A 21,811-nucleotide genomic window follows, 5' to 3' on the forward strand; every position below is an offset into this window, starting at 1 on the left:
GCTTCGGCGACTGTAGCCCCGGCACGACCGAAGAGGGAGCAAGTGCGTCCGAACGGACTGAAGCTCTACGCCACCTGCACGGCGCTGGCGCTGCTCGCGCTCGCCCCTGTGCTGTGGCCCGGCTACGTCCTCGTCTACGACATGGTGTTCACGCCGGAGCAACCGCTGAACGCGGCCGCGTTCGGGCTCGGGGACGCGTTGCCGCGCGCGGTGCCGGTCGACGCCGTGGTGGCGCTCGCCACCCAGGTCGTCCCAGGTCAGGTGGTGCAGAAGGCGGCGCTGCTCGCGATCGTCGTGGCCGGGTCGCTCGGCGCGGGGCTGCTCGTGCCGACGGAGAGGACCGGCGTGCGGGTCGTCGCCGCCGTGGCCTACTCGTGGAACGCCTACGTCGCCGAACGCCTCTTCATCGGCCACTGGACGCTCCTGCTGGGCTACGCGGCGCTGCCGTGGGTGGCGATGGCCGGCCTGAGGCTGCGCGACGGCGAGCCGCGGGCGTGGACCCGGCTCGTGCTCGCGAGCCTGCCCGCCGTGCTCTCGGCACCGGGCGGCATCCTCGCGCTCGGCACGGCGCTGGCCACCGCCGGGCGCCGCAAGGTCTGGCAGGTCCTCGGCGTCTCCGTCGTCCTGAACTCGCCGTGGTGGGCGCCGTCGCTGCTGCACGACGGGTTCTCTGACCCGGCGGGGGTCGAGGCGTTCAGCGCGCGCGGGGAGAACTGGGGCGGGCCGGTGCTGAGCGTGCTGGGTCTCGGCGGGATCTGGAACGCCGAGGTCGTGCCCGCGAGCCGCGCCAACCCGGTGCTGCCCGTGCTCACCGTGCTGCTGCTCGGGCTGGCGTTCCTCGGGCTGCGGCGGCTGGCTCCCCGGCTGCCCGTGTGGCCGCTCGCGGGGCTCGGCGTGCTGGGCGCGGTGCTCGCGCTGGTCGCCGTGCTGCCCGGCGGGGTGGCGGTGCTGGAGGCGTTGATCGAGCACGTGCCGGGCGCAGGGCTGCTGCGCGACGGCCAGAAGTGGGTGGCGTGGCTCGCGCTGCCGTTCGCGCTCGGGCTCGCCGCCGCGGTGGAGCGGTTCCGCGCCCGGCTGCTCGTGGCGGTGCTGCTGCTGGGGCTGCTGCCGGACCTCGCCTGGGGCGGGTTCGGGCGCCTCGAACCGGTGCGCTACCCGGCGGACTGGGCCGCCGTCCGGGAGAAGCTCGACGGGCAGCCCGGTGACGTGGCCGTGTACCCGCTGTCGGCGTTCCGCCGGTTCGACTGGAACGACCGGCGCACCCAGCTCGACCCGGCGCCGCGCTACCTGCCGGGGACGACCGTCGTCGACGACTCGCTGTCGGTCGGCGGCCGGGTCGTGGCGGGAGAGGACCCGCGGGCGGCGCGGCTGCGCGCGGGCGACCTGAGCGGCATCGGCTGGGTGCTGGTGGAACGCGGGACGCCCGGCCGCGTGGACGAGGAGCTGCTGGCCCGTTCGGAGCTGGTCCACGACGGGCCGGACCTGGCCCTTTACCGCGTTCCCGGAGCGGTGGAGGTTGCGCCGAACGGTCCAGCGGCGGCGCCCGTTCTGCTGGCATGGGTCGCAACTGGGTTACTGATCGGTACGAGCCTGTTGTGGAGATGGTTACCCGTGGGTAGATTCGCGTCAGCCCGACGTGAGGAGTAGACGTGGAACTGGTTTCGGTGCTGGTCGCGATCGTCGCCGGTGCTGCGCTCGCCGGAGGGGTCGGCGTGCTCGTCGTCGAGCAGAACCACCCCGACAAGGTGATCGAGCAGCGGATCGAGGAAGGCGTCAAGGCCGTCGAGCCCGAGGTGCTCGACTACGGCAAGCGCTGACCCCGTGCCGGTGGCGTTCTCCGGTGACCAGTCGGCGTCCTGGAGCATCCTGCTGGAGGCGCGCCCGCGCGAGATGCCGGACCCGGCGGCGGTGGCCGCACGGATGTCCCGTGCCAGCGCGGAGTTCCCCAACCTCGGTCCGGCCGCGACAGTGCTGCGACCGTCCGATGTGGAGCTGACGCGCGCGGAGTTCGCCGACGAGCATTACCACGAGGGCGATCCGCTGGTGCGGGTCGCCCTCGCCGGTGACACGCTGCTGATCGCTGCGCACCACGGCGCTGTCGACGGGCTCGGCCTGCTCGCGTTGCTGGGCATAGCGCTCGGCGAGCCCGTGCACAGTTCCGCGACGGGCGTGGCGTCGCGCAGCCCCGACCGTCCGTACCTGCTCAGCGCGCTGGGCCGGGTGCACGAGGCGGTGTGGACGCCGCCCACGCGCATCCAGCCTTCGTCGCGCGGCGACGAAACCGGCGACCACCTGGTGTCCCGCACGGTGCCCGCCGTCAAGCTCGACAGCGCCAGGATCACCGCCGCGGCGCTGGAGGCGACGCGGAAGTGGAACTCCGCCAAGGGAGTGCGGCACCACCGCGTGGTCGCCGCGATCGGGGCGTCCTGGCGCAGCGGCGCCGATCCGCGTCCCGAGCTCGCCAGCGCCCTGCTCCGGCTGCGCCTGCCCGACGGCTCCGGCGAGGAGGACGTCCGCGCGCTGCTGGCCGCGTCCGTCCCCGAGGCCGGCTTCCCCAGTGAGCGCAACCCGCTGGCGCGGTGGGGGATGCGGTTGCTGGCGGACCGGCTCGGCAGCACGTTCCTCGTGTCGAACCTGGGAGTCGTCAAGGCGCCCGTGGACGCCCTGTGCTTCTACCCCGCGGCGAGCGGCCGGTCGGGCGTCGCGTTCGGCGTGATGACGGCAGGGGAAGCCACCACGCTCACGGTGCGCGTGCGCCGCCGCGACTTCGACGCGGCCGCCGCCGCGGGGTTGCTGGACCTGGTGTGCGAGGCGGCCCTCAGCGGCCTCGAGGCCCAGCGGTAGCGCGCAGTGCGCCGTTGAGCACGTTCTCGAACGCGCCCAAGCTCTCTTCCCAGCTGAACTGCTGTGCGCGCTGCCGTCCGGCGGCGCCCATCGCCTTGCGCAAGGGCCGGTCGCGCAGCAGCGTGTCCGTGTGCCGCACGAAATCGGCGAAGTCCTCGGCCAGCAGGCCCGTCTCGTGGTCCACGATGGCCTCGGCCACGCCGCCCGCCGAGCGGTAGGCGACCGTCGGCACGCCGTGCGAGGCGGCCTCCATGATGACGATGCCCCAGCCCTCCTTGACCGACGGGCACAGGTGCACCCAGGCCCCGGCGAGGATCTCGTGCTTGGTCTGCTCGTCGACCCAGCCGTGGATCACGACGTTGTCCTGCACACCGCGGTCGATCGCGTGCTGGTGCAGGACTTCCTTCCACGGTCCCTCGCCGACGAGCTCCAGCCGCAGGTCCGGCCACTGCGGACGGAGCTGGGCGACCAGGTCGATCGCGTGCTCCAGCCGCTTGTGCGGGACCAGCCGCGACACCGCGACGAGGACGGGCGACTCGGTGCGCCGCGTGGTGACGGCGGGTGGCGCGTCCAGGCCGTTCGGCACGACCGCGGTGCGGCGCAGCTCGACGCCCAGGTGTGCCAGCTCGTCGCGCGTCACGTTGGACACGGTGATGTAGCGGCACTTCCGGTACAGCCGGGGCGCGAGCCACGACTCGACCCACCAGCCGATCCGGCCGAGGAACGGGCCGAGCGCGCTGTGCCACTGCTCGCGGTGCACGTGGTGCACCAGCACCAGCACGGGACAGCGCGCGACGAGCCGGCTGAAGAACGGCATCCCGTTTTGCACGTCCACGATGACGTCCGCGTCGGAGCGCAGGATCGCCAGCAGCGCGTGCAGGTAGACCGTGAACTTGTTGCCGCGCCGCCGGAAGTGGACGCCCGCGACCCAGTCGCCGGACGGGGCGCGGCCGTGGCCCGCGCACTGGATCGCGACGCGGTAGCCGAGCTGCGCGAGTCCCTCCGCGATGCGCTCGACGTACCGCTCGGAACCTCCGCCCTCGGGGTGCCTGGTGTCGCGCCAATTCACCAGCAGAATGCTCGGCCGGTAATCAGAACGGGACATCTGCCTCTCCCGGGTGCTAGGTTACCGTCAAGTAGCCATCGTAGACGGAATGCGGGAGAGCGCAATGGTCGAGATCGGTTCAGTTTCGGCCCGGGAAAGTTCGCACAGGGCGACTCTCGCGCGCTCGGTGCGACTTTTCCGCGCATTTCTGAAAGAGCAGTCCGACCCCGACCACTTCTACTCGGTCCTCGCGCGGGACTCGGTGGCGCAGGTGTCGTCGTACGTCCCGCTGGACGGCGGGGTGGTCCTCGACGTCGGCGGCGGGCCGGGGTACTTCGCCGAGGCGTTCCGCGCCGCCGGCGCCCGGTACGTGGGGCTGGACCCGGACGTCGGCGAGCTGTCCGCGCGCGGCGAGCCCGACCCCGGCATGATCCGCGCGAGCGGGACGGCGCTGCCGTTCCGTGACGGCGCGGTGGACGTCTGCTACTCCTCGAACGTCCTGGAGCACGTGGACGACCCGTGGCTGATGCTGGCCGAGATGGTGCGGGTGACCAGGCCGGGAGGCACGATCTTCATGTCGTACACGCCGTGGTGGTCGCCCTGGGGCGGGCACGAGACGGCGCCGTGGCACTTCTTCGGCGGTCACTACGCGCGACGGCGGTACGAGCGCCGCAACGGCAAGCCGCCGAAGAACGCGTTCGGCACGTCGCTGTTCCCGGTGGGCGTCGGTGAGGTCCGGCGGTGGGCTCACCGCCAGACCGGCGCCGACGTGGTGGAGACGTTCCCCCGGTACCACCCGGCCTGGGCGAAGTGGATCGTCCGCGTGCCGGGGGTCCGGGAGATCGCCTCCTGGAACTTCGTGGTCGTGCTCAGGCGGCGTGCCTAGCCCGTCGCCCGAGGAACCCGAGAACAATTCCGGCGAGCAGCAGGACGAGCCCGACGGAAAGCAGGACGACCGGTCCGGTGGTGCTGATCAACGTCAATTTGTCGCGGGCCTCGACGGCATTGCGAGTCGATTCTTCGACCGTTTTGTCGTTGAAGGTCAGCGTGGCGTCGAGCAGCACCGTTCCTTCTTTTCCGTCCGGCCCGACGAGCACCTGCCGCTGCTTCTCCTGGCCCTTGACGATGATGCCGCTGACCGGCTCCACCCACATCGTGCGGGTGTTCTGGTAGTGGCGTGCCGCGGTGACCGACGCCTCGTCGCTGCCGATCAGCTGACCGGGCACCTCCTGGTCGCGGAACTTCGTCGACGGGATCTTCTGGACGAACTTGTAGACCTCGACGCCGTTGAGCTCCTCGGTGCCCTCGAAGCGCGCGGTCGAAGCCTTGCGCAGCGTGGCGTCGAAGTACTCGTAGTCCTGCTGCTGGGTGTCGAAGGGGAACTTGTAGTTCAGGCCCTCCTGGTGCACCGCCTTGTCGGCCGGCGTCGGGTCACCCTCGGTGTCGGTCACGTACTGCTGGCTGCACTCCTGCAGGGCCATGTTCGTCCGGCGGTCGAGGCACACCCGGTGCTTCATCGCGGAGACCAGCTGGTTCTTGCTGTCGGTGACGACGAGACCCTGGTCCCAGACCATCACGTCGCCGTCGACCTTCGCCTCCGCCGCGGTCAGGTTGCTCTCGACCTTGCGGGTCGCCGTCAGCCGCGTATCCCTCACGACGAGTTCGTTGGGGTAGAAGACCTTCGCGTCGCCTTCGGCGACGGACTCCGTCTTCTGGTCGAGCGGCACGACGGCGAGCTCGGGGTACGCGTAGAAGCGCAGGACTGCTCCGAGCGCCAGGGAGAAGATGCCCAGTCCTACCAACACGAGGCTCGCAACGCGTCGCACTCGTCCTCCTTCTGGGGGTGAGAGGGACGTCACAGTGGCGTGAAACCTACCCGACAGTAACCTCAGCGCAAAACCAGAACTACCGTGACTCGAATCATCTTGATCGGTCCGCACGAGGAAAGCGGCCACTTGACCGGACGCTTTCGCGGCCGTTCGGCGCAGTCCACTCGTCTTGACGGAGGGCCGCCGGACCAACCAGTTCCTTACTCGTCGGCGACGGTGCCGGAGGAAGAGACACGTGGACGAAACCCCTGTGTGCTATCCCGGAGCAGCTGCTCAGGCCCAGTTGCTCCAAAGCGGTGCGACCACCGCCGCAGCCCTTCTGGCGACCGTTGAGGAGCTGCTCGGCGGCCGACGCGAAGCTTTCTCGGATATCGATCTGGTCACTGCGCGTCGTAAGGCGGAAGAGGCCGATCGGCGGTTGTCATCAGGTGAGAAAGGTCCACTGCTCGGCCTGCCGATGGCCGTGGAGGACTCGCTGCCCAGGTCGGCCGCCGACGCGCTGGAGGCCGCCGGGGCCGTCGTGATCGGACGAACCGCCGCCGCGGAACGGCACCGCAACCCGGCATCGGCCGTCCCGGCGACCGCGCTGGACCCGAAGGTGTCCGGCAGCGCGGTGGCCGTGGCGACCGGTGTCGTGGCGGCCGTTCTCGCGCGCCGCGCGCCGGGAGCCGGGCAGGTGCCGGCGGGCGGTGCCGGGGTCGTGGGCTTCGAGACCACCGGCGGACCCGGCGTGCTGGCGAGGTCCGTGGAGGACGTGGCGCACGTCGTGCGCGGGCTCGGCTGGGCGGCGGAGGGCGCGGACCGTCCATTACGGATCGGCGTCTCGGTGCGCGGCGTCGCGATGACGACTCGCACCCGCCCACCCATGCGCCGCGCCGTCGAGGACGTCGCCGCACTGTTGTCCTTGCACGTGAACCAGGTCGTGGACCACGACCCGCACGTGGCCAACGGGCAACGGTTGCTGCTCGCGCCCCACCTCACCGCGGGACGGCGAGCGCTCGACCTGCTCGACCGGTACGTGCCGCGGTCGTTGCGGGGCCTCTGCCGGCAGCTGCGCGCGGCCGAGCAGGTGATGCTCAAGCAGATGCTCGCGGGCGTCGACGTGCTCGTGACGCCGGGCCACACCGGCCCCGCCGAGACGATGTCACTGCCCGGCGGGGTGCTGGTGCGCACCGGCGCCACGGAGCCGTTCGCGCCGCTGTGGCGGGTCAGCGGTTTCCCGGCGGTGTCCGTGCGCGCGGGCAGCGACGCGGACGGCAACCCGTTGCCGGTGACCCTGGTCGCGCCGCCGGACGCGGAGGCCGCACTGCTGCGCGTCGCCCGGATCATCGAGGAGGGGCAACGGAACCCGCACGCCTGAATCCTCGGTCCTGACAGGACTCGGCTGAGGGATCAGGGCGGTGGCGAGGAAGGCTTGCGGTTGCCGGGAGTGTGGTCCGTCCGGCGGGCTGAGATCCACAGTGGACGGCCTGGCCTCGTGCCGGTCTTGCTCACCGAACACCTTCGACGCGTCGGGCACCGGTGCCCTGCTCTGATCCTGACAGGGCACCGGTGCCCGGTCCGGCCGGCGGTCAGACCGGCTCGTCCGGGGTGCGGACCGTGCCCGCCACCGAACCGCCGGGCTCGTCCGCGAGCTGCCCGCGTCCGGCGGCCTCCTCGCGCGACTCGTCGTCGATCGGGTCGGACGCGACGGGCACGTCCGGCTGCTCCTCGGCGAGCCGGTCGTCCAGCGGCCGGGGGTGCGCCTCCTCGTACGGCGTCATGCCGTACTTGTCCACGCCGCTCCACCGCTCCGGCGGGTCCATGCCCGCTTCGAGCGGGTCGAGCTTGATGCGGTCCTCGTCGAGGTCCTCGGCGCTGTTGAGCGCCGCCGGGTCCGTCTCGACCGAGTCGGGCGCACCGGTGTCCTGCGGCGGCGCGTAAGCCGCCTGGTCCTCGTCGGGGGTCATGTCGTGTGTTGCCATGCCGCTCGTGTACCCCGTGGGAGCCCGGCCAACCGATCTCAGCGGATGCCGTGCTGCTGCAACCACATCTCCAGCACGCCGAGGTGCCACAGCTCGTTCCCGCCCGCCTTGGTGGCGTGGCCGTTCGGGTCGGCCAGCAGCGCGTCCACGTAGTCGCGACGGAACAGCCCGCGGCCGCGCGCGGCGGGGGAGGACATGGCGTCGCGGAGCAGGCCGAGCACCTCGCCGTCGAGCCTGGTGAGCGCCGGCACGGGGAAGTAGCCCTTCTTCCGGTCGACCACCTCCAGCGGCAGCATCTCCCGGCCGATGTCCTTGAGCAGGCCCTTGCCCTCCTGGTCGGCCTTGAGCTCCGGCGGGCACGCCGCCACCAGCTCCACCAGGTCCTGGTCCAGGAACGGCACGCGCGCCTCGACGCCCCACGCCATCGCCATGTTATCCACGCGCTTCACCGGGTCGTCCGGCATCAGCAGGTGGGTGTCCGTGCGCAGGACGGCGTCGAGCGCCGTGTCGGCTTCCGGACCACCCAGGTGCCGTGCGGCCAGCTCGCCGCTGACGTCGTAGTTCGTGAGCCACCGCGGCTCCAGGACGGACGCCAGGTCGTCGTGGTCGACGTCGTGGAACGCCTCCCGCAGCACCGCCGCCGCCTCACGCCTGGCCGCGTCCGCCGCCGGCTGGTGGTAGCGGTACCCGGCGAACACCTCGTCGGCGCCCTGACCGCACTGCACGACCTTGACGTGCTGCGACACCTCGCGGCAGACCAGGTGGAACGCGGTGACGTCGTGGCTGCCCATCGGCTCGCTCATCGACCCCACCGCGTCCCCGACCGCCGCCGCGATCTCCTCGTCGCCGATCCGGATCTGGTGGTGGTCGGTGCCGAACTTCTGCGCGATGGCGTCGGAGTAGACGAACTCGTCGCCCTCCACGTCGCCCCGGCTGGTGAACCCGATGCTGAACGTGCTGGGCCGCTCGCCCTCCTCCGCGAGCAGCGCCACCAGCAGGCTGGAGTCGAGACCGCCGGACAGCAGTACGCCGACCTCCACGTCGGACACCGTGCGGCGGCGCACCGCGACCCGCAACGCCTCGCGCACCGCGTGCCGCCAGTCGCTCGCCGTCCAGTCCGCGTGCTCGGGGCGGCGCGTGTAGGAGGGCTGCCAGTAGACGTGGTCGCGGGGCGGCTTGCCCGGTTCGAGGACGCGGACCGTCGCGGGCGGCAGCTTGGTCACTCCACGCAGGACGGTGCGCGGCGCCGGCACGATCGAATGCCAGGTCAGATAGTGGTGCAGGCCGACGGGGTCGAGCTCGGTGTCCACCCCGCCGCCCGCGAGCAGCGCGGGCAGGGTCGAGGCGAACCGCGTCCGTCCCCGCACGTCGGCCACGTAGAGGGGCTTGATGCCGAGCCGGTCCCGCACCAGCAGCACCCGGTCGCGCCGGCGGTCGGCCAGGGCGATGGCGAACATGCCGACCAGGTGGTCGACGAACGCGTCACCCCAGTGGTGGTACGCCTTGAGGATCACCTCGGTGTCGCTCGTGGACCGGAACTCGTACCGGCCGGACAGCTCCTCGCGCAGCTCCTCGTAGTTGTAGATGCAGCCGTTGAACGCCACGGCGAGCCCCAGCTCGTCGTCGACCATCGGCTGCGCGCCGCCGCTGGACAGGTCGATGATGGACAGTCTTCTGTGGCCGAGCGCCACCCGTCCCTCCGACCAGTGGCCCGCCCCGTCCGGCCCGCGCGAGTACATCGACCGGACCATCCGCTCGACCGCGCCGAGATCCGGCCGCTCCGACTCGTCCGTGACCACCTCACCGGCGATTCCGCACATCACCACTCCTCGGGGCGTTCGTCCGACAGGTGGTCACCAGGTACCCCCGATCGCGAGTGATCATGTTCCGGCTGTGGCCGGGCTCGCGTGTGAGCAAGAGCACCGCCCTGTCGCCCGTCCGCAGGTTGACGCGGGCCGCCCGGGACCCCGGCAATGGAGGCATGGACCTCTCGGCCGCCTCACTCGACCGGGCGACCATCCCGCAGCTGACGCGCCGGATGGCCGCCGGTGAGCTGACCTCGGCCGGCCTCACCCGCGCCTACCTCGGCCGCATCGCCGAGGTCGACCCGGTGCTGCGGTCCGTGCTCGCCGTCGACCCGACCGCACTGCGCCAGGCGCAGGAGAGCGACCTGCGCCGGGCGCACGGCCGGTCGCGGGGGCCGATGGACGGCATCCCCGTGCTGCTCAAGGACAACGTCGACACCGCCGGCCTGGCCACCACCGCCGGGTCACGCGCCCTGGCGGTGCCACCCAGGTCCGACGCCGCGGTCGTGACCCGTCTGCGTGCGGCCGGTGCCGTCGTGCTCGGCAAGACGAACATGACCGAGTGGGGGAACTTCCGCTCCCCGTGGGCGACGTCCGGCTGGTCCGGAGCCGGTGGCCAGACCGTGAACCCGCACGTGCTGGACCGCACCCCGTGCGGCTCGTCGTCCGGCTCGGCCGTCGCGGTGGCGGCGTCCCTCGCCCAGGTCGCCGTCGGCACCGAGACCAGCGGCTCCATCGTCTCGCCCGCCGGGCACGCGGGCGTCGTCGGCTTCAAGCCGACCCCCGGCCGGGTGAGCACCGCGGGCATCGTGCCCATCACCGCCCGCCGTGACACGGCCGGCCCGATGGCGCGGCACGTGGTGGACGCCGCCATCCTCATGGCGGCGATGGAGGGCTCTTCTGCCACCTTCGAACCGGGCACGCTGGCCGGTGCGCGCGTCGGCGTGTGGCGCCGGACCGGTTTCGACCCCGAGGTGGACCGGGTCGTCGAGTCCGTCGTGGACCTGCTGCGTCGCAACGGCTCGACGGTCGTTGACGTCGAACCGCGGCACCAGGACCTGGTCCAGGCGGCCGACCGCCCCGCGATGCTCGCCGAGTTCCGCCACGACCTGGAGCGCTATCTCGGCACCCGCACCGGCGTCCCGCGCACGATGCGCGAGCTGATCGAGTTCAACGAGGCCGACCCGGTCGAGCTGAGCGCGTTCGGGCAGGAGATCTTCCACGAGGCGGAGAAGGCGCGGCTGGTCACCGACCCGGTGCACCGCCACCAGCGCCGCACGGCCACCGAACTGGCCCGCCGCTCGCTCGACGAGCTGCTGTCCGGCGTGGACGTGATCGTGGCGCCCTCGAACGGCCCCGCCTGGCCCGCCCGCGGCGCCGACCCCGCCGGACCGCGCACGGCGCTGCCCGCCGCCATCGCCGGTTACCCGAACATCAGCGTTCCTGCCGGGTTCGCCGGGGCGCTGCCGCTCGGTGTGTCGATCATCGGGGGAGCCGGGGCGGACGACGCGGTGCTGCGGTTCGCGGGTGCGTTCGAGATCGCGTCCCCGGTTCGCCGGGCGCCTCGGTACCTGCCCACGTCACCCCGGGCGTCGGGATGAGGCGTGCAGGCACAGGCCCGCCAGCAGGATCACCGTTCCGCCGAAGGCCAGGGTGAACACTCCTGTGACGGCACCGGCCGCCAGCCCCAGCGCGCCGGTCAGGTCCACCGCGTAGCGGACGGCGGGGCGGTTCGCCTGCGGAGACCTCGCTTGCGGCCGGGCCGTGTTCATCGAGGACTTGACCTGCGGAGACCCGTTCTCCGGTGACCTGGCCTGGTGCGGGACGACCGGAGCGTGCCTGAGCGTGCTCATGATGCCCTTTCGACGCCTGGCGGCGGGGATGCCGCGGTGCGCGAATACCCGCGCACCGCTGGGTCCAGTCTCACTGGATCGGGTGGTTCCTCCGAACGGATCAGTCGCGGCCGCGTGCCGGGGTCTGGTCGTAGACGCCGTGCCGCAGCGGCGTGTTGCCGGTCGGCGAGTGCTCGGGTGACACGGGCGAGCCGCCCGCCGCACCACTGACCTCCGGCGCGTTGCGCTGGTCGCCCGGCGCCGGTTCGGCACCGCGGTCCAGCTCGTCGAGTCGTGCCGCGATGAGCTGCAGCACCGGGACGCGGTTGCCGTGCTCGCGTTCGTGGTCGCGGATGCTCTCGAGCTCGGGCTTGTCGAGCGACCGGATCCGGTGCCTCAGGTCGCCCAACGAGAGCTGGTCGTAGTCGTTCAGCGGAAGTTGTTCAGCCATTTCGCCCGGCTACCCGGCCGATTCGCCGGTAAACGAGCACGCTCAACGCTCCAGCATCCGGGTGAGACCGGCGACGTCCAGCGCCCGCCGCAGCGCGGGACTGGGGGACACCAGCCGCAGCGACCCGGTCATCTCGACAGCCCTGGCCCTGCTCCTGAGCAGGGCGCTGATCCCGCTGGAGTCGCAGAACGTAACACCGGAGGCGTCGATGACGACGTGGTGCCGCCCCTCGTCGATCAGCCGGTCCAGCTTCGCCAGCAGCGCTGTCGAACCGGTCTTGTCCAACGGGCCCGTCAACGTCACCTCGGTGTGCGCCGCTGTGGTGCCGACGACCTGGATGCGCAACACGGTGCATCTCCCTCGATGTTGGAGGCGAGTACCCGGGTGGGGGCGGAATATGGCCGTCTGGGGGAGGGTTCATCGGCGCTTCGCGACGGCCCGCCTCGCATCGCCGGACCGGGGGCGTGACCGGCAGCGCCCGGGGCGCTGCCCGGCTGGCCCAGCTCGCTCGTCCGCGCGGGGTCACACGGGACGGAACGAGGTCGACCGGGTTCGCCGAGCTGCGAAACGGGGCGTTCTCGCTGACGATGGCGGGGCAGAGGAGGTGGTGGGATGGGGAGCGCCGTACCCGCGGGTGAGCCGCTGGGCGTTGTTCGGCCCATGCTCGCCAGTCCGGGGGCACCGCCCGGCAGTGACGGGTGGGCCGTTGAGTTCAAGTGGGACGGTTATCGGGGCGTCGCGCATTGTCAGGGGCGTGACGTGCGGGTCTTCAGTCGCAACGAGATCGACTTCCTGGTTCGTTTTCCCGAGTTGGGGATCTTGCCGGAGTTGCTGCACCATCGCACGGCTGTGCTTGATGGTGAGATTGTTGCCCTTGATGCTGACGGGCGGCCGGATTTTTCGTTGCTGCAACAGGGTCATGGGCCTGGCGTGCGGGAGTTGCGGCGGAACCGGCCGCGCATCGCCTACTTCGTGTTCGACCTGTTGCATCTTGACGGCCGGTCGTTGCTGTCCACTCCGTACTACGTGCGGCGTTCTCTGCTGTCCGAGTTGGCATTGCCCGGCAACCATGCGGTGCAGGTGCCGCCTACGTTCATGGACACCGAGCCTGCGGATGTGTTGCACGTCGCGAGTCAGTACGGGTTCGAGGGGATCGTGTCGAAGCGGGTCAAGTCTGCCTACGAGCCCGGGCGGCGGTCACCTTCCTGGGTGAAGACGCCGTTCCGTCGCACCCAGGAGGTGGTGATCGGCGGGTGGCGGGTGGGGCAGGGCAACCGGGCCGGGCGGATCGGGTCGTTGTTGCTCGGGGCCTACGACGGCGAGGGGCGGTTGGTCTACGTCGGGCACGTCGGGACGGGGTTCAGCCGGGAGGCGCTCGCCGACCTCCAGCGGAGTCTGACCCGCTTGGCGCGGGAGAGCAGTCCGTTCGACGTGGAGGTGCCGCGGGAGCACGCCCGTGACGCGTTGTGGGTGTCGCCCTGGCTGGTGGGTGAGGTGGAGTTCCGGCAGTGGACGCCCGACGGGCGGTTGCGGCATCCGGCTTGGCGAGGGCTGCGGGCTGACCGGGATCCTGACAGCGTGCGCGTGCGCGTGCGCGTGCCGGAGTCGTGAGCCGGTCGGGGCGGGACCGCCGTGGGGCGGTCCCGCCACTGGTCACCACCGGTGGGCGACGTCCACGACGATGCGGTCCGGCAGGGTGAGGACCCGGAACGGCAGGCGGGCGCGGACGCCCAGGCCGAGGTCGGTGGTGCCTTCCCAGGAACCGGCCCAGGCGACCTGGCGGAAGGTCTGGTAGCCGGTCACGTCCACCACCTCGGACGGGTTCGCGGGCTGGTAGGTCGGGACGAAGTCCTGGTCGTAGGACGGCGAGTACGCCATCACGAACAGCTTCGCCCCGCCCCGCAGCGGAACCGGCTCGCCCGAGCCGACGTGGGTCACCTCGTCGGTGTAGCTCACGTAGTAGCTGCCGTCGGCCAGGTGGGTGTCGATCACCAGCCGGTCGAAACACTCGTGCTGCCCGGAGCGGATGTCGGTCACGTAGCCCCCGCCGCCGGTGTAGACGGTCTTCTGCCCCGAGCCCCAGTCGACCGGAGCACAGGCGGTCGCGGCACCGGCGCTCATCGGCACCACGAGCACGGCCGCCAGTGCGGCGGCGACCGCCAACGCGATTTTGCGCATGAGTTTCCCCTTTCCCCCTTGGGCTTCCCCAAGCCCTTGAAGAACCAGACGCGCGGCCAGCTCTCCGGTTGCCCGGTTTTCGCGGAAAGTCGTTGGCGGAGGGGGAGGGGCGGAGCCATGATCGCGCTGTGAAACTGGACTGGGGCTACTTCCGGCAGCTGTACGAAGATGTGCCGGAGGACGTGGAAGGGCTGCGGCGGTACCTGGGCGGTCGGGTGCCGGCGGTCGTCGACCACTTGGCGGAGCTGGCCCCGCTGCGCACGCGGGAGCTGGTTCCCGTCGGCGGGTACACCGGTGATGACGAGCAACTGTGGCGGATCATGAAGCTGTACGCGCTCAGCCGGGTCAGCGACTTCCTGATCGACATGTCCTCAATGGACTTCCCGGTGCACGCGGAGTTCTTCGAGGCGGTGGGCTTGACGCCGTTCGAGCACGCTGACGCGTTTTCGCCGTTCCACCACGAGATCGTCGACGTCGTGCAGGACCCGTCTGCGACGAGCGTGACCGTGGAGGAGGTGCTGCGGCCCGGGTTCTGGTTCGGCGACCTGCTGTTCAACCGTGCGGGTGTGCGGGTGCGCGCGCCGCGGCACCTGGTCGACGCCACCGCGGCCACGACCTCCACGCTGTACTTCACCTTCCGCCGCGGAACCCGCCGGACCGACGACCTGTCGCACGGCTGGGGTTCGAACTCGCAGTGGCGGACGAGCTTCCCCCGGTTCTACGCCGACGCGGACGGGCTGCACCTGAACTGGGACGGCGAGGCCGACATCGGCCACGACCCTCCCGTGCCCCCGGCGGACGGGCTCGGCGACCCTCCGCTCGACGAACGCCGGGAGCTGGTGCTGCACCGGTGCTTCGTCCGCGGCCTGCCTGCCGACGAGGCCGACCGGATGCCGTACGGCGACCGGCTCAGCCTGCTCGACGCCCGGTGGCCCCTGCCGCCGGAGTCGGTCACGCACGTGCGGTGGAACCGATGACGGGGACGTCGGAGGCGGCCGGGGAGATCCGGTTCCACTTCCGGCTACGGCCGTTGGCGGAGGTGGCGCATTGGGACGGCCGGTTGCACTGGTTCGGCCTGACGGACGGCTGGTACCGGATCGAGGTGGACGGCCACAAGCTCTTTCACCACGGCGAAGCGCATTCGCCGGTCGACTACTACGTGGTCCGGTTGTGGGAGGACGTCCAAGAGCTCTTCCCGGCTCTGCTGGAACCGGTGCCCGCCGACCTCGCCGACCGGATGACCAGTGATCAGAAAGCGTGGTACGGGCGGGATCTCGAAGGGGTGGACGAGGCCCTCGACTGGTACAGCGGCCACTTGATGAACACCAGCTACCTCCCCGGCGTGCTCAGCGTCCTGTGGTGGCGGTCGGTCGACGGTGACCGGGACACGATCACCGTCGACTGGCGCCACTCGCGTGCGGGCGCCTGGGTCTGCGCGGAGCCCGGACGAGGCCGGGCGACCGTCTCCACCGAGGCGTTCCTGCGCGCTGTCGAGGAGTTCGACCGGGAGCTGATCGACGCGATGGGCCGGCGCATCGCGGAGGTCGAGGCCGGTGGGGTGGCCGCGGACGTCGAGCTCGACCTGGAGCAGCTCCGCCAGGAGCACCAGCTGCGGGCACGATCCTTGGCCACGGCCATGCGGCGCGTGCCCGCGACGGACTGGACGGCCGTTCGCGAGGGCGTCGCGCGGATCTTCGGCACGCGGTAGCTCGGGGGCGTCGTCAGCCGGTGACCTGGATCTCGACTCGGTGCCGCAGGTAGCTGTCGTCGGACGTGCGGGCGATCCGGACGGCCTCCGCCACCAGGTCGTGCAGCTCGGCGGGATACCAGCCGGGGTGCAGGGGCAGGCGCGGCAGGATGCAGCGGCGGACGTCGAGGTCCTCGTCGGCGACGAAGCGGTGCAAGGCCGCGTGGTGGTACCGCCGGGAGAGGTCGGGAGAGGTCGGGAACGGCGAGCTGCGGAACTGGCGGTTGCTCCAGTACCAGGCGCGTGCGGCTCCCGCGGCGTCGGCGGGGGCGCCGGTCTCCAGGTGGGTCAGGAGGGCGAGCTGGACGCGGTCGCGGCCGAACGCGGCGAGCGCGGGTTCCACGAGCTGCCGGCTGAAGCTGGGATCGGGTTCGAGGATCATGGCACGCACCAGCGGGTCGAACCACTCGTCCTGCACGCCGTCTCCTTCCTCGGCACGGCGTCCGACGGCCTTGCCGGCAGTCCACCGTGCCCGGTGGACCCAGTCCCGCTCCCCGCGCGGCGGAGGTTCCGCGCCGACCAGGTCGAGCAGGTCCCACAGCAGCGCCTCGTAGTCGGCCATCCTGCTGGTGGTGCGTCCTGGCAGCGGCTGGAACGAGCGAGGCTCGTGGGTCGGAGTCATCACCCCACGGTATTGGAGGGAACGTGATCAGCAGGACGCCTTCTCGTCCGAGATGAGCAGCTGGCCCACCTCGCGGCGGGGTGTGGGCGGCACCGGGGTGCTGTATCCCAGCCGCAGCACGGTTTGCGGCACGAGCATCCCTCCCAGCGAGCGCCGCAGGTCCTCCCGCACGCGCCGCACCTCGACCGGCTGCGACAGGAACGACGCCGACAGCCCGCGCGTGGTGGCGGTGAGCAGGACGCGCTGCATCGCCTGGCCTGCCTGGAGGTCGCCGAGCGGGCCGTCGTAGAACGAGCAGAGGACGACGACCAGCGGGTCCGACTCGTAGTCCTTGCCGGGGTGGCGTTCCGGGCCCTGGAAGTCGCGGAACGCCCACTCGTCCTGTGCCGCCGGGCGCACGCCCGCCGACTGGGGCGGGATGCCGTCCGTCGCGCCGGGGCGGTGGCCGGTGAACGCGGCGAGCTCGGCCTGGACGGCCGCGTCGTGCAGCTGGATCTGGTGCGCCTCCTGGACGAACCGCTTGAGCTGCGCGCGTTCCTGCGGGGTCGAGATGACGTGCAGCCACGAGCGTTCCAGCTCGGCGGCGCGGACCAGGGCGTGGCGCTGGCGCGGGTCGACGGCCCTGTCGAGGAACGGCCTGCGGTTCGTGCGGCGGCGAGGGACGGCGCCGAGGAGCGCGCGGTGTTCGTCGTCGATCTGGAGCGTGCCGCCGCGGCGGACGACGGCGAGGGCGCCGGGGGCGTCCTGGCCGGGCAGCATCGACACCAGCGGACGCACGCCCATGCTTTGCAGGGCGAGCCGCAGGTTGAACAGGGCGGCGCCGCACGACAGGCGCAGCTCGCGGTCCTCGGGGTCGGTCGCGCTGAGCTTGCGGCTCGGGTCGGGGTGCAGCTCGATGCGGTCACGCCGGACGCGGAAGCGCCACGGCTGGGTGTTGTGGACCGACGGCGCGAGCGCGGCGGTCGCGAGCGCGGTCTCGATCTCCTCGGGCCCCAGTCCGAGAGCCGCCACCACCTGTGCCATGTCCTTCACCCCATCGTGTTACCTGGTCGAACGTCCTGTGCCCTTCCACTGTGCGTGGCGGTGGAGGGGCGTCCCACTGTCGAAGGTCCCGACCTGGCCGGGACCGCTTGGCCGTGCCGGGACCGCGTGGAAGGCTTGATCCATGAGCGGTCCTGAGGAATCCCGGGTGCGGAGCCTGCTGGGTGGGTTGCGGCTGGACGAGCTGCTCGACGAGATGCGCGACCGGCTCGCCGAGATCGGGTCGACCCGGGACAAGATGCAGAGCCTGCTCGACGCCGTGCTGGCCGTGGGCGCCGGGCTGGAGCTGGACTCGACGTTGCAGCGCATCGTGCAGGCCGCGGTGGAGCTGGTCGGCGCCCGGTACGGGGCGCTGGGCGTGCTCGGGTCGCGGCACAACCTCTCGCAGTTCGTCTACGTCGGCATCGACCCCGAGACCCGCGCGCACATGGGGCACCTGCCGGAGGGCAAGGGGCTGCTCGGGCTGCTGATCAAGGACCCGAGGGCCATCCGCCTGCACGACCTGACCGAGCACGCGGCGTCCGTGGGCTTCCCGCCCAACCATCCGCCGATGCACAGCTTCCTCGGTGTGCCCGTGCGGGTGCGCGACGAGGTCTTCGGCAACCTCTACATGACCGAGAAGAAGGGCGGCGGCGACTTCACCGCCGACGACGAGGTGGTGTTGCAGGCGCTCGCCTCGGCCGCCGGTGTCGCGGTGGAGAACGCGCGGCTGTTCGAACGGTCGCGGATGCGGGAGCGGTGGCTGGAGGCGACCGCGGAGATCAACTCCCAGCTCCTCGCCGGTGCGACCGCCGAGGACGCGCTGCGGCTGATCGTCCAGCGCACCGTCGAGCTCGGGTCGGCGTCGTGGGCGGCCGTGCTGCTGCGCGAGGGCGACGGCCTGCGCCGGGCCGCGGAGGCCGGCATCGACACCGCGGTGGGGGCGTTCGAGGTCGACGCGCCGGTGTTCGCGCAGGTGCTGGAGACGGGTGCGCCGGAGATGCTGGAGGACGTGGAGGGCGTGCTCGGCGGGCTGCCCGACCGGGCGGGGGCCGCGGTGGTCCTGCCGCTGCGGGCGGGCACGGCGGTCACCGGCGTCCTGGTGGCCGTGCGGGACAAGGACGTGGCCCCGTTCGGGGCGGACCTCATCCCGGTGCTGGCGTCGTTCGCCGACCAGGCCGTCGTGGCGATCGAGTTCGCCGAGAACCAGCACGCCCGGCGCATGGTCGACGTGCTGGAGGACCGCGACCGGATCGCCCGCGACCTGCACGACCACGTGATCCAGCGGCTCTTCGCGACCGGCATGAGCCTGCAGGGGGCGCTGACCTGGGTGACGCACCCGGAGGTGCGCAGAAGGGTGACCAAGGCGGTCGGCCAGCTCGACCAGACCGTGCTGGAGATCCGCACGTCGATCTTCGACCTGCAGGCGGACTCCGGTGACACCGGGCTGCGGCGCAGGCTGCTGAACATCGTCGCCGAGACCACCGAGGGCGCGGAGCTGACGCCCGCGGTGCGGATGTCCGGCACCATCGACAGCCTGGTGCCCGGCTACATCGGCGAGCACGCCGAGGCCGTGGTCCGCGAGACGGTCAGCAACGCGCTGCGCCACTCCCGCGCGACGGAGCTGACGCTGACCGTCGAGGCGGGCGACGCGCTGGCCATCACGATGGCCGACAACGGCGTGGGCATGCCCGCCGAGGTCGCCCGCAGCGGTCTGCGCAACCTCGAACAACGGGCGGAGCAGCTGCACGGCACGCTCACCGTCGCCGAGGAGCCGGGTGGCGGCACGCGGGTGACATGGCGGGTTCCCCTGGACTGAGCACTCCGGGCACCGGGTGACGGGGCTGGGTCAGCCGGTCTCGTTGTCGTGGCTGGGCTTGCGCAGCTGCGACGCCAGCACGGCGGCCTGCGTGCGGCGCTCCAGGCCGAGCTTCGCGAGCAGGTGCGAGACGTAGTTCTTCACGGTCTTCTCCGCGAGGAACATCTTCTCGGCGATCTGCCGGTTCGTCAGGCCGTCGCCGATGTACTCGAACACCGTCCGCTCCTGCTCGGTGAGCGTGCGGACGGGGTCGCCCTGCTCGCGTTCGCGGCGGATGCGGTTGAGCAGCGCGGCGGTGGAGCGCGCGTCGAGCAGCGACTGCCCGGCGGCCACCGTCTTGACCGCCGTCGTGAGGTCCGTGCCCAGGATGCGCTTCAGCACGAACCCGGACGCCCCGGCCATGATCGCGTCGAACAGCGCCTCGTCGTCGGTGAACGACGTCAGCATCAGCACCTTCAGCTCCGGCAGGCGGGACCGCAGCTCGCGGCACAGCTCGATGCCGTTGCCGTCCGGCAGCCGCACGTCGAGCACGGCCACGTCCGGGTTCGTCGCCGGGACCATCGTGAGCGCCTCGGCCACCGACCCCGCCTCGCCGACGACCTCCAGGTCGGGGGAGGCGCTCAGCAGCTCCCTGATGCCGACCCGGACGACCTCGTGGTCGTCCACCAGGAAGACACGCGACACCACTTGCGACCACCTCTCCTCGACCGTCTCACGATCACGATCTCCCACCGGGGCCCGCGCGACACAGGGACCAAAGACCCTGTCAGGTGGAATCGCAGGTCCTCCGCTCCCGCGCCGCGGTCCCAGTATGCGGTGCGCGAGGCCGTCCCACCCGGTGCCAAGGGCCCGCCCGGTCAGGGACCAAGGACAGCGTCGCCGGACCTCCGCGCTCCCTAACGTCGGAGGCGACAGGTGCGGCGGTGGTTCCGAGCAGCCGCCCGCGTGCTGACTGGAGGACACCGATGAAAGCCCCATCCGCCCCGATCGTCGCCGGCGTCGACGGCTCCGCCTCGGCACTGACCGCCGTCACCTGGGCGGCGCGCGAGAGCGCCCGCCACCGGGTGCCGTTGCGGCTGGTGCACTCCTACGTGCTGCCCACGCGCGGCTATCCCCAGATCATCATCACCGGCAACGAGATCCGTCAGGCGATGGAGAACATCGGCCGCGAGAAGCTGGCGGAGGCCGCCGCCGCGGCACGGGCGGCGGCCCCCGGCGTCGAGGTCGTGACGGAGATCGTCTGCGGCGGCTCCACCCCCGCGCTGGTCGAGGAGTCGAAGACGGCCCGGCTCGTCGTGGTCGGCTCCCAGGGACTCGGCACGGTGACCGGCATGATCGTCGGCTCCACCGCCCTGGCGCTCGCCGCGCACGGCAAGAGCCCGGTCGTCGTCGTCCGCGGCACGGAGGTGCCCGGCGGCCCGGTGGTGGTCGGCGTCGACGGGTCCCCGACGAGCGAGGCGGCGCTCGCGTTCGCCTTCGAGACGGCGTCACTGCGCGGCGCCCGCCTCACCGCGGTGCTGTGCTGGCAGGATCTCCTGGTCGAGAGCGCCTACGCCGCCGTGCCGTTCGCCGTGGACTGGGCCGCGGTCGAGGCCGACGAACGCAGGCTGCTCGCGCAACGGCTCGCCGGGTGGCAGGACAAGTACCCCGACGTCGAGGTGGAGCAGCTCGTGCTCCGCGACCGCCCGGTGCGGGCGATGATGCGGCTCGGGGCGGAAGCGCAGCTCGTCGTGGTGGGCAGCCGCGGGCACGGCGGGTTCACCGGAATGCTGCTCGGCTCGACCAGCCAGGCGCTCGTCTACAACGCGCCGTGCCCGCTGGCGATCGTGCGTCCCGAGTAGGGACTTGCGGCCGGTTCCCCCCGCGTCTTCGCAGCGCGGGGGGTTCTCGGCGTCGGTCCACGGCCCCGCGACCGGCGGGACCGGCGGAACGGGCGGGGACTGGCGGGGACCAAGGTCCCGGGCGATGGAGGACCGCGGGCACTCACCCGCGGCGGCGCCGGCCGCGAGGCTGAAAGCCATGAGCGAGAACGAGTCCCGGCCCGTGGTGGTCGGAGTGGACGGATCCCCTGCCTCCCTGGCCGCACTGCGGTGGGCCGTCGAGGACGCGGCACGGCGCGGGTGTGCGGTCGAGGCCGTCACGGCCTGGCACGCGGACTACGGCGTCATGATCGGGCCGTTGCCCGCCGAGGTGCTGGCCGACGTGTCGCCGCAGGCGATGAGGGAAGCGGCGCAGCGGGTGCTGGAGCGGTCCGTCGAGGGGATCGAGGGCGTGGAGGTCCGCCGGATCCTGGTCGAAGGTGACGCCCGTGACGTGCTTGCCAAGGCTTCGCGTGATGCGGAGCTGCTGGTTGTCGGCAGTCGCGGGCATGGGCGGCTTCTCGGGGCGATTTTGGGGTCGGTCAGTTCGCACTGCGTGCATCACGCCGGTTGTCCGGTGGTCGTGGTTCACGAGGCGAAGGCCGAACACTCGAGGTGACGTTTCTTGCGAGGGCTTTCTGGTGAGGAGAGGGAGATTTGAGCGGCAAGCCGATCGTGGTGGGGGTCGACGGCACGCCGGCGTTGGATGAGGCCGTTCTTCGTGGGTGTTCGGGCTGCTGCTCGCTTCGCCCACCCCAGCGGTGCGCGTCCAGGTCGCCTCGGCACACCCCGGCGG

Annotated in this window: 23 protein-coding genes; 12 read left to right on the forward strand and 11 right to left on the reverse strand. The window is 71.8% G+C overall.

Annotated elements, in window-relative coordinates:
- Nucleotides 1–42 precede the first annotated feature (42 nt).
- Genes BLT23_RS02175 through BLT23_RS02180 form a run of 3 tightly spaced genes read left to right on the forward strand, consistent with a single transcriptional unit; the run spans nt 43 to nt 2,844 of the window.
- Nucleotides 43–1,647 carry an MmpA family trehalose lipid delivery protein gene (locus tag BLT23_RS02175; protein WP_090044905.1) on the forward strand — a complete coding sequence of 535 codons (1,605 nt, stop codon included), beginning with the start codon at nt 43–45 and terminating at the stop codon, nt 1,645–1,647.
- Nucleotides 1,648–1,649: 2 nt separating this feature from the next.
- Nucleotides 1,650–1,817 (forward strand): hypothetical protein, encoded by a 168-nt coding sequence (locus tag BLT23_RS40485; RefSeq protein WP_176946552.1) that lies wholly within the window; start codon nt 1,650–1,652, stop codon nt 1,815–1,817.
- Between the two features lie 4 nt (nt 1,818–1,821).
- Entirely contained in the window at nt 1,822–2,844 is a 1,023-nt protein-coding gene (locus tag BLT23_RS02180) for a hypothetical protein (RefSeq protein WP_090044907.1), read from the forward strand.
- Here the strand turns inward: BLT23_RS02180 and BLT23_RS02185 are convergent.
- On the reverse strand, nt 2,819–3,949 hold the full coding sequence (locus BLT23_RS02185; RefSeq protein ID WP_245743456.1) for a glycosyltransferase family 4 protein: 1,131 nt from the start codon (nt 3,947–3,949) through the stop codon (nt 2,819–2,821). The genes BLT23_RS02180 and BLT23_RS02185 overlap by 26 nt on opposite strands.
- Nucleotides 3,950–4,076: 127 nt before the next feature.
- Here BLT23_RS02185 and BLT23_RS02190 point away from each other — a divergent pair, with 127 nt between their 5' ends.
- Nucleotides 4,077–4,775, forward strand: a complete 699-nt coding sequence (locus BLT23_RS02190; protein ID WP_090044909.1) for a class I SAM-dependent methyltransferase — start codon at nt 4,077–4,079, stop codon at nt 4,773–4,775.
- Here BLT23_RS02190 and pgfA read toward each other — a convergent pair.
- A complete protein-coding gene (pgfA, locus tag BLT23_RS02195; protein WP_176946553.1) occupies nt 4,759–5,715 on the reverse strand; it encodes a cell envelope lipid trafficking protein PgfA in 957 nt (318 codons plus the stop codon). The genes BLT23_RS02190 and pgfA overlap by 17 nt on opposite strands.
- Nucleotides 5,716–6,136: 421 nt before the next feature.
- Between pgfA and BLT23_RS02200 the strand changes: the two genes are divergently transcribed.
- The gene (locus BLT23_RS02200) at nt 6,137–7,078 is read left to right on the forward strand and encodes an amidase family protein (RefSeq protein ID WP_143035783.1); all 942 of its coding nucleotides are present in this window, start codon (nt 6,137–6,139) and stop codon (nt 7,076–7,078) included.
- Between the two features lie 211 nt (nt 7,079–7,289).
- On the opposite strand, the gene BLT23_RS02205 is transcribed toward BLT23_RS02200, so the two are convergent.
- On the reverse strand, nt 7,290–7,667 hold the full coding sequence (locus tag BLT23_RS02205; RefSeq protein ID WP_090044916.1) for a hypothetical protein: 378 nt from the start codon (nt 7,665–7,667) through the stop codon (nt 7,290–7,292).
- A 53-nt stretch (nt 7,668–7,720) separates the two neighbouring features.
- On the reverse strand, nt 7,721–9,502 hold the full coding sequence (locus BLT23_RS02210; protein ID WP_090045703.1) for an N-acetylglutaminylglutamine amidotransferase: 1,782 nt from the start codon (nt 9,500–9,502) through the stop codon (nt 7,721–7,723).
- Nucleotides 9,503–9,663: 161 nt separating this feature from the next.
- Here BLT23_RS02210 and BLT23_RS02215 point away from each other — a divergent pair, with 161 nt between their 5' ends.
- Entirely contained in the window at nt 9,664–11,088 is a 1,425-nt protein-coding gene (locus BLT23_RS02215; RefSeq protein WP_090045705.1) for an amidase family protein, read from the forward strand.
- Here BLT23_RS02215 and BLT23_RS02220 read toward each other — a convergent pair.
- From BLT23_RS02220 to BLT23_RS02230, 3 genes are all read right to left on the reverse strand, one after another.
- Nucleotides 11,068–11,340 (reverse strand): hypothetical protein, encoded by a 273-nt coding sequence (locus tag BLT23_RS02220; protein WP_090044919.1) that lies wholly within the window; start codon nt 11,338–11,340, stop codon nt 11,068–11,070. The two genes, BLT23_RS02215 and BLT23_RS02220, sit on opposite strands and share 21 nt — an antisense overlap.
- Before the next feature lie 100 nt (nt 11,341–11,440).
- Nucleotides 11,441–11,770, reverse strand: coding sequence for a DUF8129 domain-containing protein (locus BLT23_RS02225; protein WP_090044922.1), 330 nt, complete (start codon nt 11,768–11,770; stop codon nt 11,441–11,443).
- A gap of 42 nt (nt 11,771–11,812) precedes the next feature.
- The gene (locus BLT23_RS02230) at nt 11,813–12,118 is read right to left on the reverse strand and encodes an STAS domain-containing protein (RefSeq protein ID WP_176946554.1); all 306 of its coding nucleotides are present in this window, start codon (nt 12,116–12,118) and stop codon (nt 11,813–11,815) included.
- Nucleotides 12,119–12,430: 312 nt separating this feature from the next.
- Here BLT23_RS02230 and ligD point away from each other — a divergent pair, with 312 nt between their 5' ends.
- Nucleotides 12,431–13,381, forward strand: coding sequence for a non-homologous end-joining DNA ligase (gene ligD / locus BLT23_RS02235; protein WP_090045706.1), 951 nt, complete (start codon nt 12,431–12,433; stop codon nt 13,379–13,381).
- Nucleotides 13,382–13,423: 42 nt separating this feature from the next.
- On the opposite strand, the gene BLT23_RS02240 is transcribed toward ligD, so the two are convergent.
- Nucleotides 13,424–13,948 carry an AMIN-like domain-containing (lipo)protein gene (locus tag BLT23_RS02240; protein WP_090044927.1) on the reverse strand — a complete coding sequence of 175 codons (525 nt, stop codon included), beginning with the start codon at nt 13,946–13,948 and terminating at the stop codon, nt 13,424–13,426.
- Nucleotides 13,949–14,076: 128 nt separating this feature from the next.
- Between BLT23_RS02240 and BLT23_RS02245 the strand changes: the two genes are divergently transcribed.
- Nucleotides 14,077–14,925, forward strand: coding sequence for a nucleotide exchange factor GrpE (locus BLT23_RS02245; RefSeq protein WP_090044930.1), 849 nt, complete (start codon nt 14,077–14,079; stop codon nt 14,923–14,925).
- Nucleotides 14,922–15,656, forward strand: coding sequence for a DUF5984 family protein (locus BLT23_RS02250; protein WP_090044933.1), 735 nt, complete (start codon nt 14,922–14,924; stop codon nt 15,654–15,656). The genes BLT23_RS02245 and BLT23_RS02250 overlap by 4 nt, the downstream gene beginning before the upstream one ends.
- Nucleotides 15,657–15,669: 13 nt before the next feature.
- Here the strand turns inward: BLT23_RS02250 and BLT23_RS02255 are convergent, their stop codons facing one another.
- Entirely contained in the window at nt 15,670–16,317 is a 648-nt protein-coding gene (locus tag BLT23_RS02255; protein WP_218133603.1) for a hypothetical protein, read from the reverse strand.
- A 27-nt stretch (nt 16,318–16,344) separates the two neighbouring features.
- Nucleotides 16,345–17,340, reverse strand: a complete 996-nt coding sequence (locus BLT23_RS02260) for an Acg family FMN-binding oxidoreductase (RefSeq protein WP_090045710.1) — start codon at nt 17,338–17,340, stop codon at nt 16,345–16,347.
- Nucleotides 17,341–17,482: 142 nt separating this feature from the next.
- Here BLT23_RS02260 and BLT23_RS02265 point away from each other — a divergent pair, with 142 nt between their 5' ends.
- A complete protein-coding gene (locus BLT23_RS02265) occupies nt 17,483–19,156 on the forward strand; it encodes a sensor histidine kinase (RefSeq protein WP_090044935.1) in 1,674 nt (557 codons plus the stop codon).
- Nucleotides 19,157–19,186: 30 nt separating this feature from the next.
- Here BLT23_RS02265 and BLT23_RS02270 read toward each other — a convergent pair whose 3' ends face one another.
- On the reverse strand, nt 19,187–19,843 hold the full coding sequence (locus BLT23_RS02270) for a response regulator (protein ID WP_090044937.1): 657 nt from the start codon (nt 19,841–19,843) through the stop codon (nt 19,187–19,189).
- 278 nt (nt 19,844–20,121) lie between these two features.
- Between BLT23_RS02270 and BLT23_RS02275 the strand changes: the two genes are divergently transcribed.
- Nucleotides 20,122–20,997 carry a universal stress protein gene (locus tag BLT23_RS02275; RefSeq protein WP_090044940.1) on the forward strand — a complete coding sequence of 292 codons (876 nt, stop codon included), beginning with the start codon at nt 20,122–20,124 and terminating at the stop codon, nt 20,995–20,997.
- A gap of 178 nt (nt 20,998–21,175) precedes the next feature.
- Nucleotides 21,176–21,634, forward strand: coding sequence for a universal stress protein (locus BLT23_RS02280; RefSeq protein ID WP_090045712.1), 459 nt, complete (start codon nt 21,176–21,178; stop codon nt 21,632–21,634).
- The last annotated feature ends 177 nt before the right edge of the window (nt 21,635–21,811 follow it).

Origin of the sequence: Lentzea fradiae, assembly GCF_900100955.1 — a bacterium.
In the GTDB taxonomy this organism is placed as follows: Bacteria; Actinomycetota; Actinomycetes; order Mycobacteriales; family Pseudonocardiaceae; genus Lentzea; species Lentzea fradiae.

Bases quoted from the DNA above. Each gene is read 5' to 3' on its own strand.
- BLT23_RS02250 (WP_090044933.1), top strand. From the start codon at position 14,922: ATGACGGGGACGTCGGAGGCGGCCGGGGAGATCCGGTTCCACTTCCGG.
- BLT23_RS02210 (WP_090045703.1), bottom strand. From the start codon at position 9,502: ATGTGCGGAATCGCCGGTGAGGTGGTCACGGACGAGTCGGAGCGGCCG.
- ligD (WP_090045706.1), top strand. From the start codon at position 12,431: ATGCTCGCCAGTCCGGGGGCACCGCCCGGCAGTGACGGGTGGGCCGTT.
- BLT23_RS02275 (WP_090044940.1), top strand. From the start codon at position 20,122: ATGAAAGCCCCATCCGCCCCGATCGTCGCCGGCGTCGACGGCTCCGCC.
- BLT23_RS02255 (WP_218133603.1), bottom strand. From the start codon at position 16,317: ATGACTCCGACCCACGAGCCTCGCTCGTTCCAGCCGCTGCCAGGACGC.
- BLT23_RS02185 (WP_245743456.1), bottom strand. From the start codon at position 3,949: ATGTCCCGTTCTGATTACCGGCCGAGCATTCTGCTGGTGAATTGGCGC.
- BLT23_RS02280 (WP_090045712.1), top strand. From the start codon at position 21,176: ATGAGCGAGAACGAGTCCCGGCCCGTGGTGGTCGGAGTGGACGGATCC.
- BLT23_RS02260 (WP_090045710.1), bottom strand. From the start codon at position 17,340: ATGGCACAGGTGGTGGCGGCTCTCGGACTGGGGCCCGAGGAGATCGAG.
- BLT23_RS02265 (WP_090044935.1), top strand. From the start codon at position 17,483: ATGAGCGGTCCTGAGGAATCCCGGGTGCGGAGCCTGCTGGGTGGGTTG.
- BLT23_RS02240 (WP_090044927.1), bottom strand. From the start codon at position 13,948: ATGCGCAAAATCGCGTTGGCGGTCGCCGCCGCACTGGCGGCCGTGCTC.
- BLT23_RS02215 (WP_090045705.1), top strand. From the start codon at position 9,664: ATGGACCTCTCGGCCGCCTCACTCGACCGGGCGACCATCCCGCAGCTG.
- BLT23_RS02225 (WP_090044922.1), bottom strand. From the start codon at position 11,770: ATGGCTGAACAACTTCCGCTGAACGACTACGACCAGCTCTCGTTGGGC.
- BLT23_RS02205 (WP_090044916.1), bottom strand. From the start codon at position 7,667: ATGACCCCCGACGAGGACCAGGCGGCTTACGCGCCGCCGCAGGACACC.
- BLT23_RS02220 (WP_090044919.1), bottom strand. From the start codon at position 11,340: ATGAGCACGCTCAGGCACGCTCCGGTCGTCCCGCACCAGGCCAGGTCA.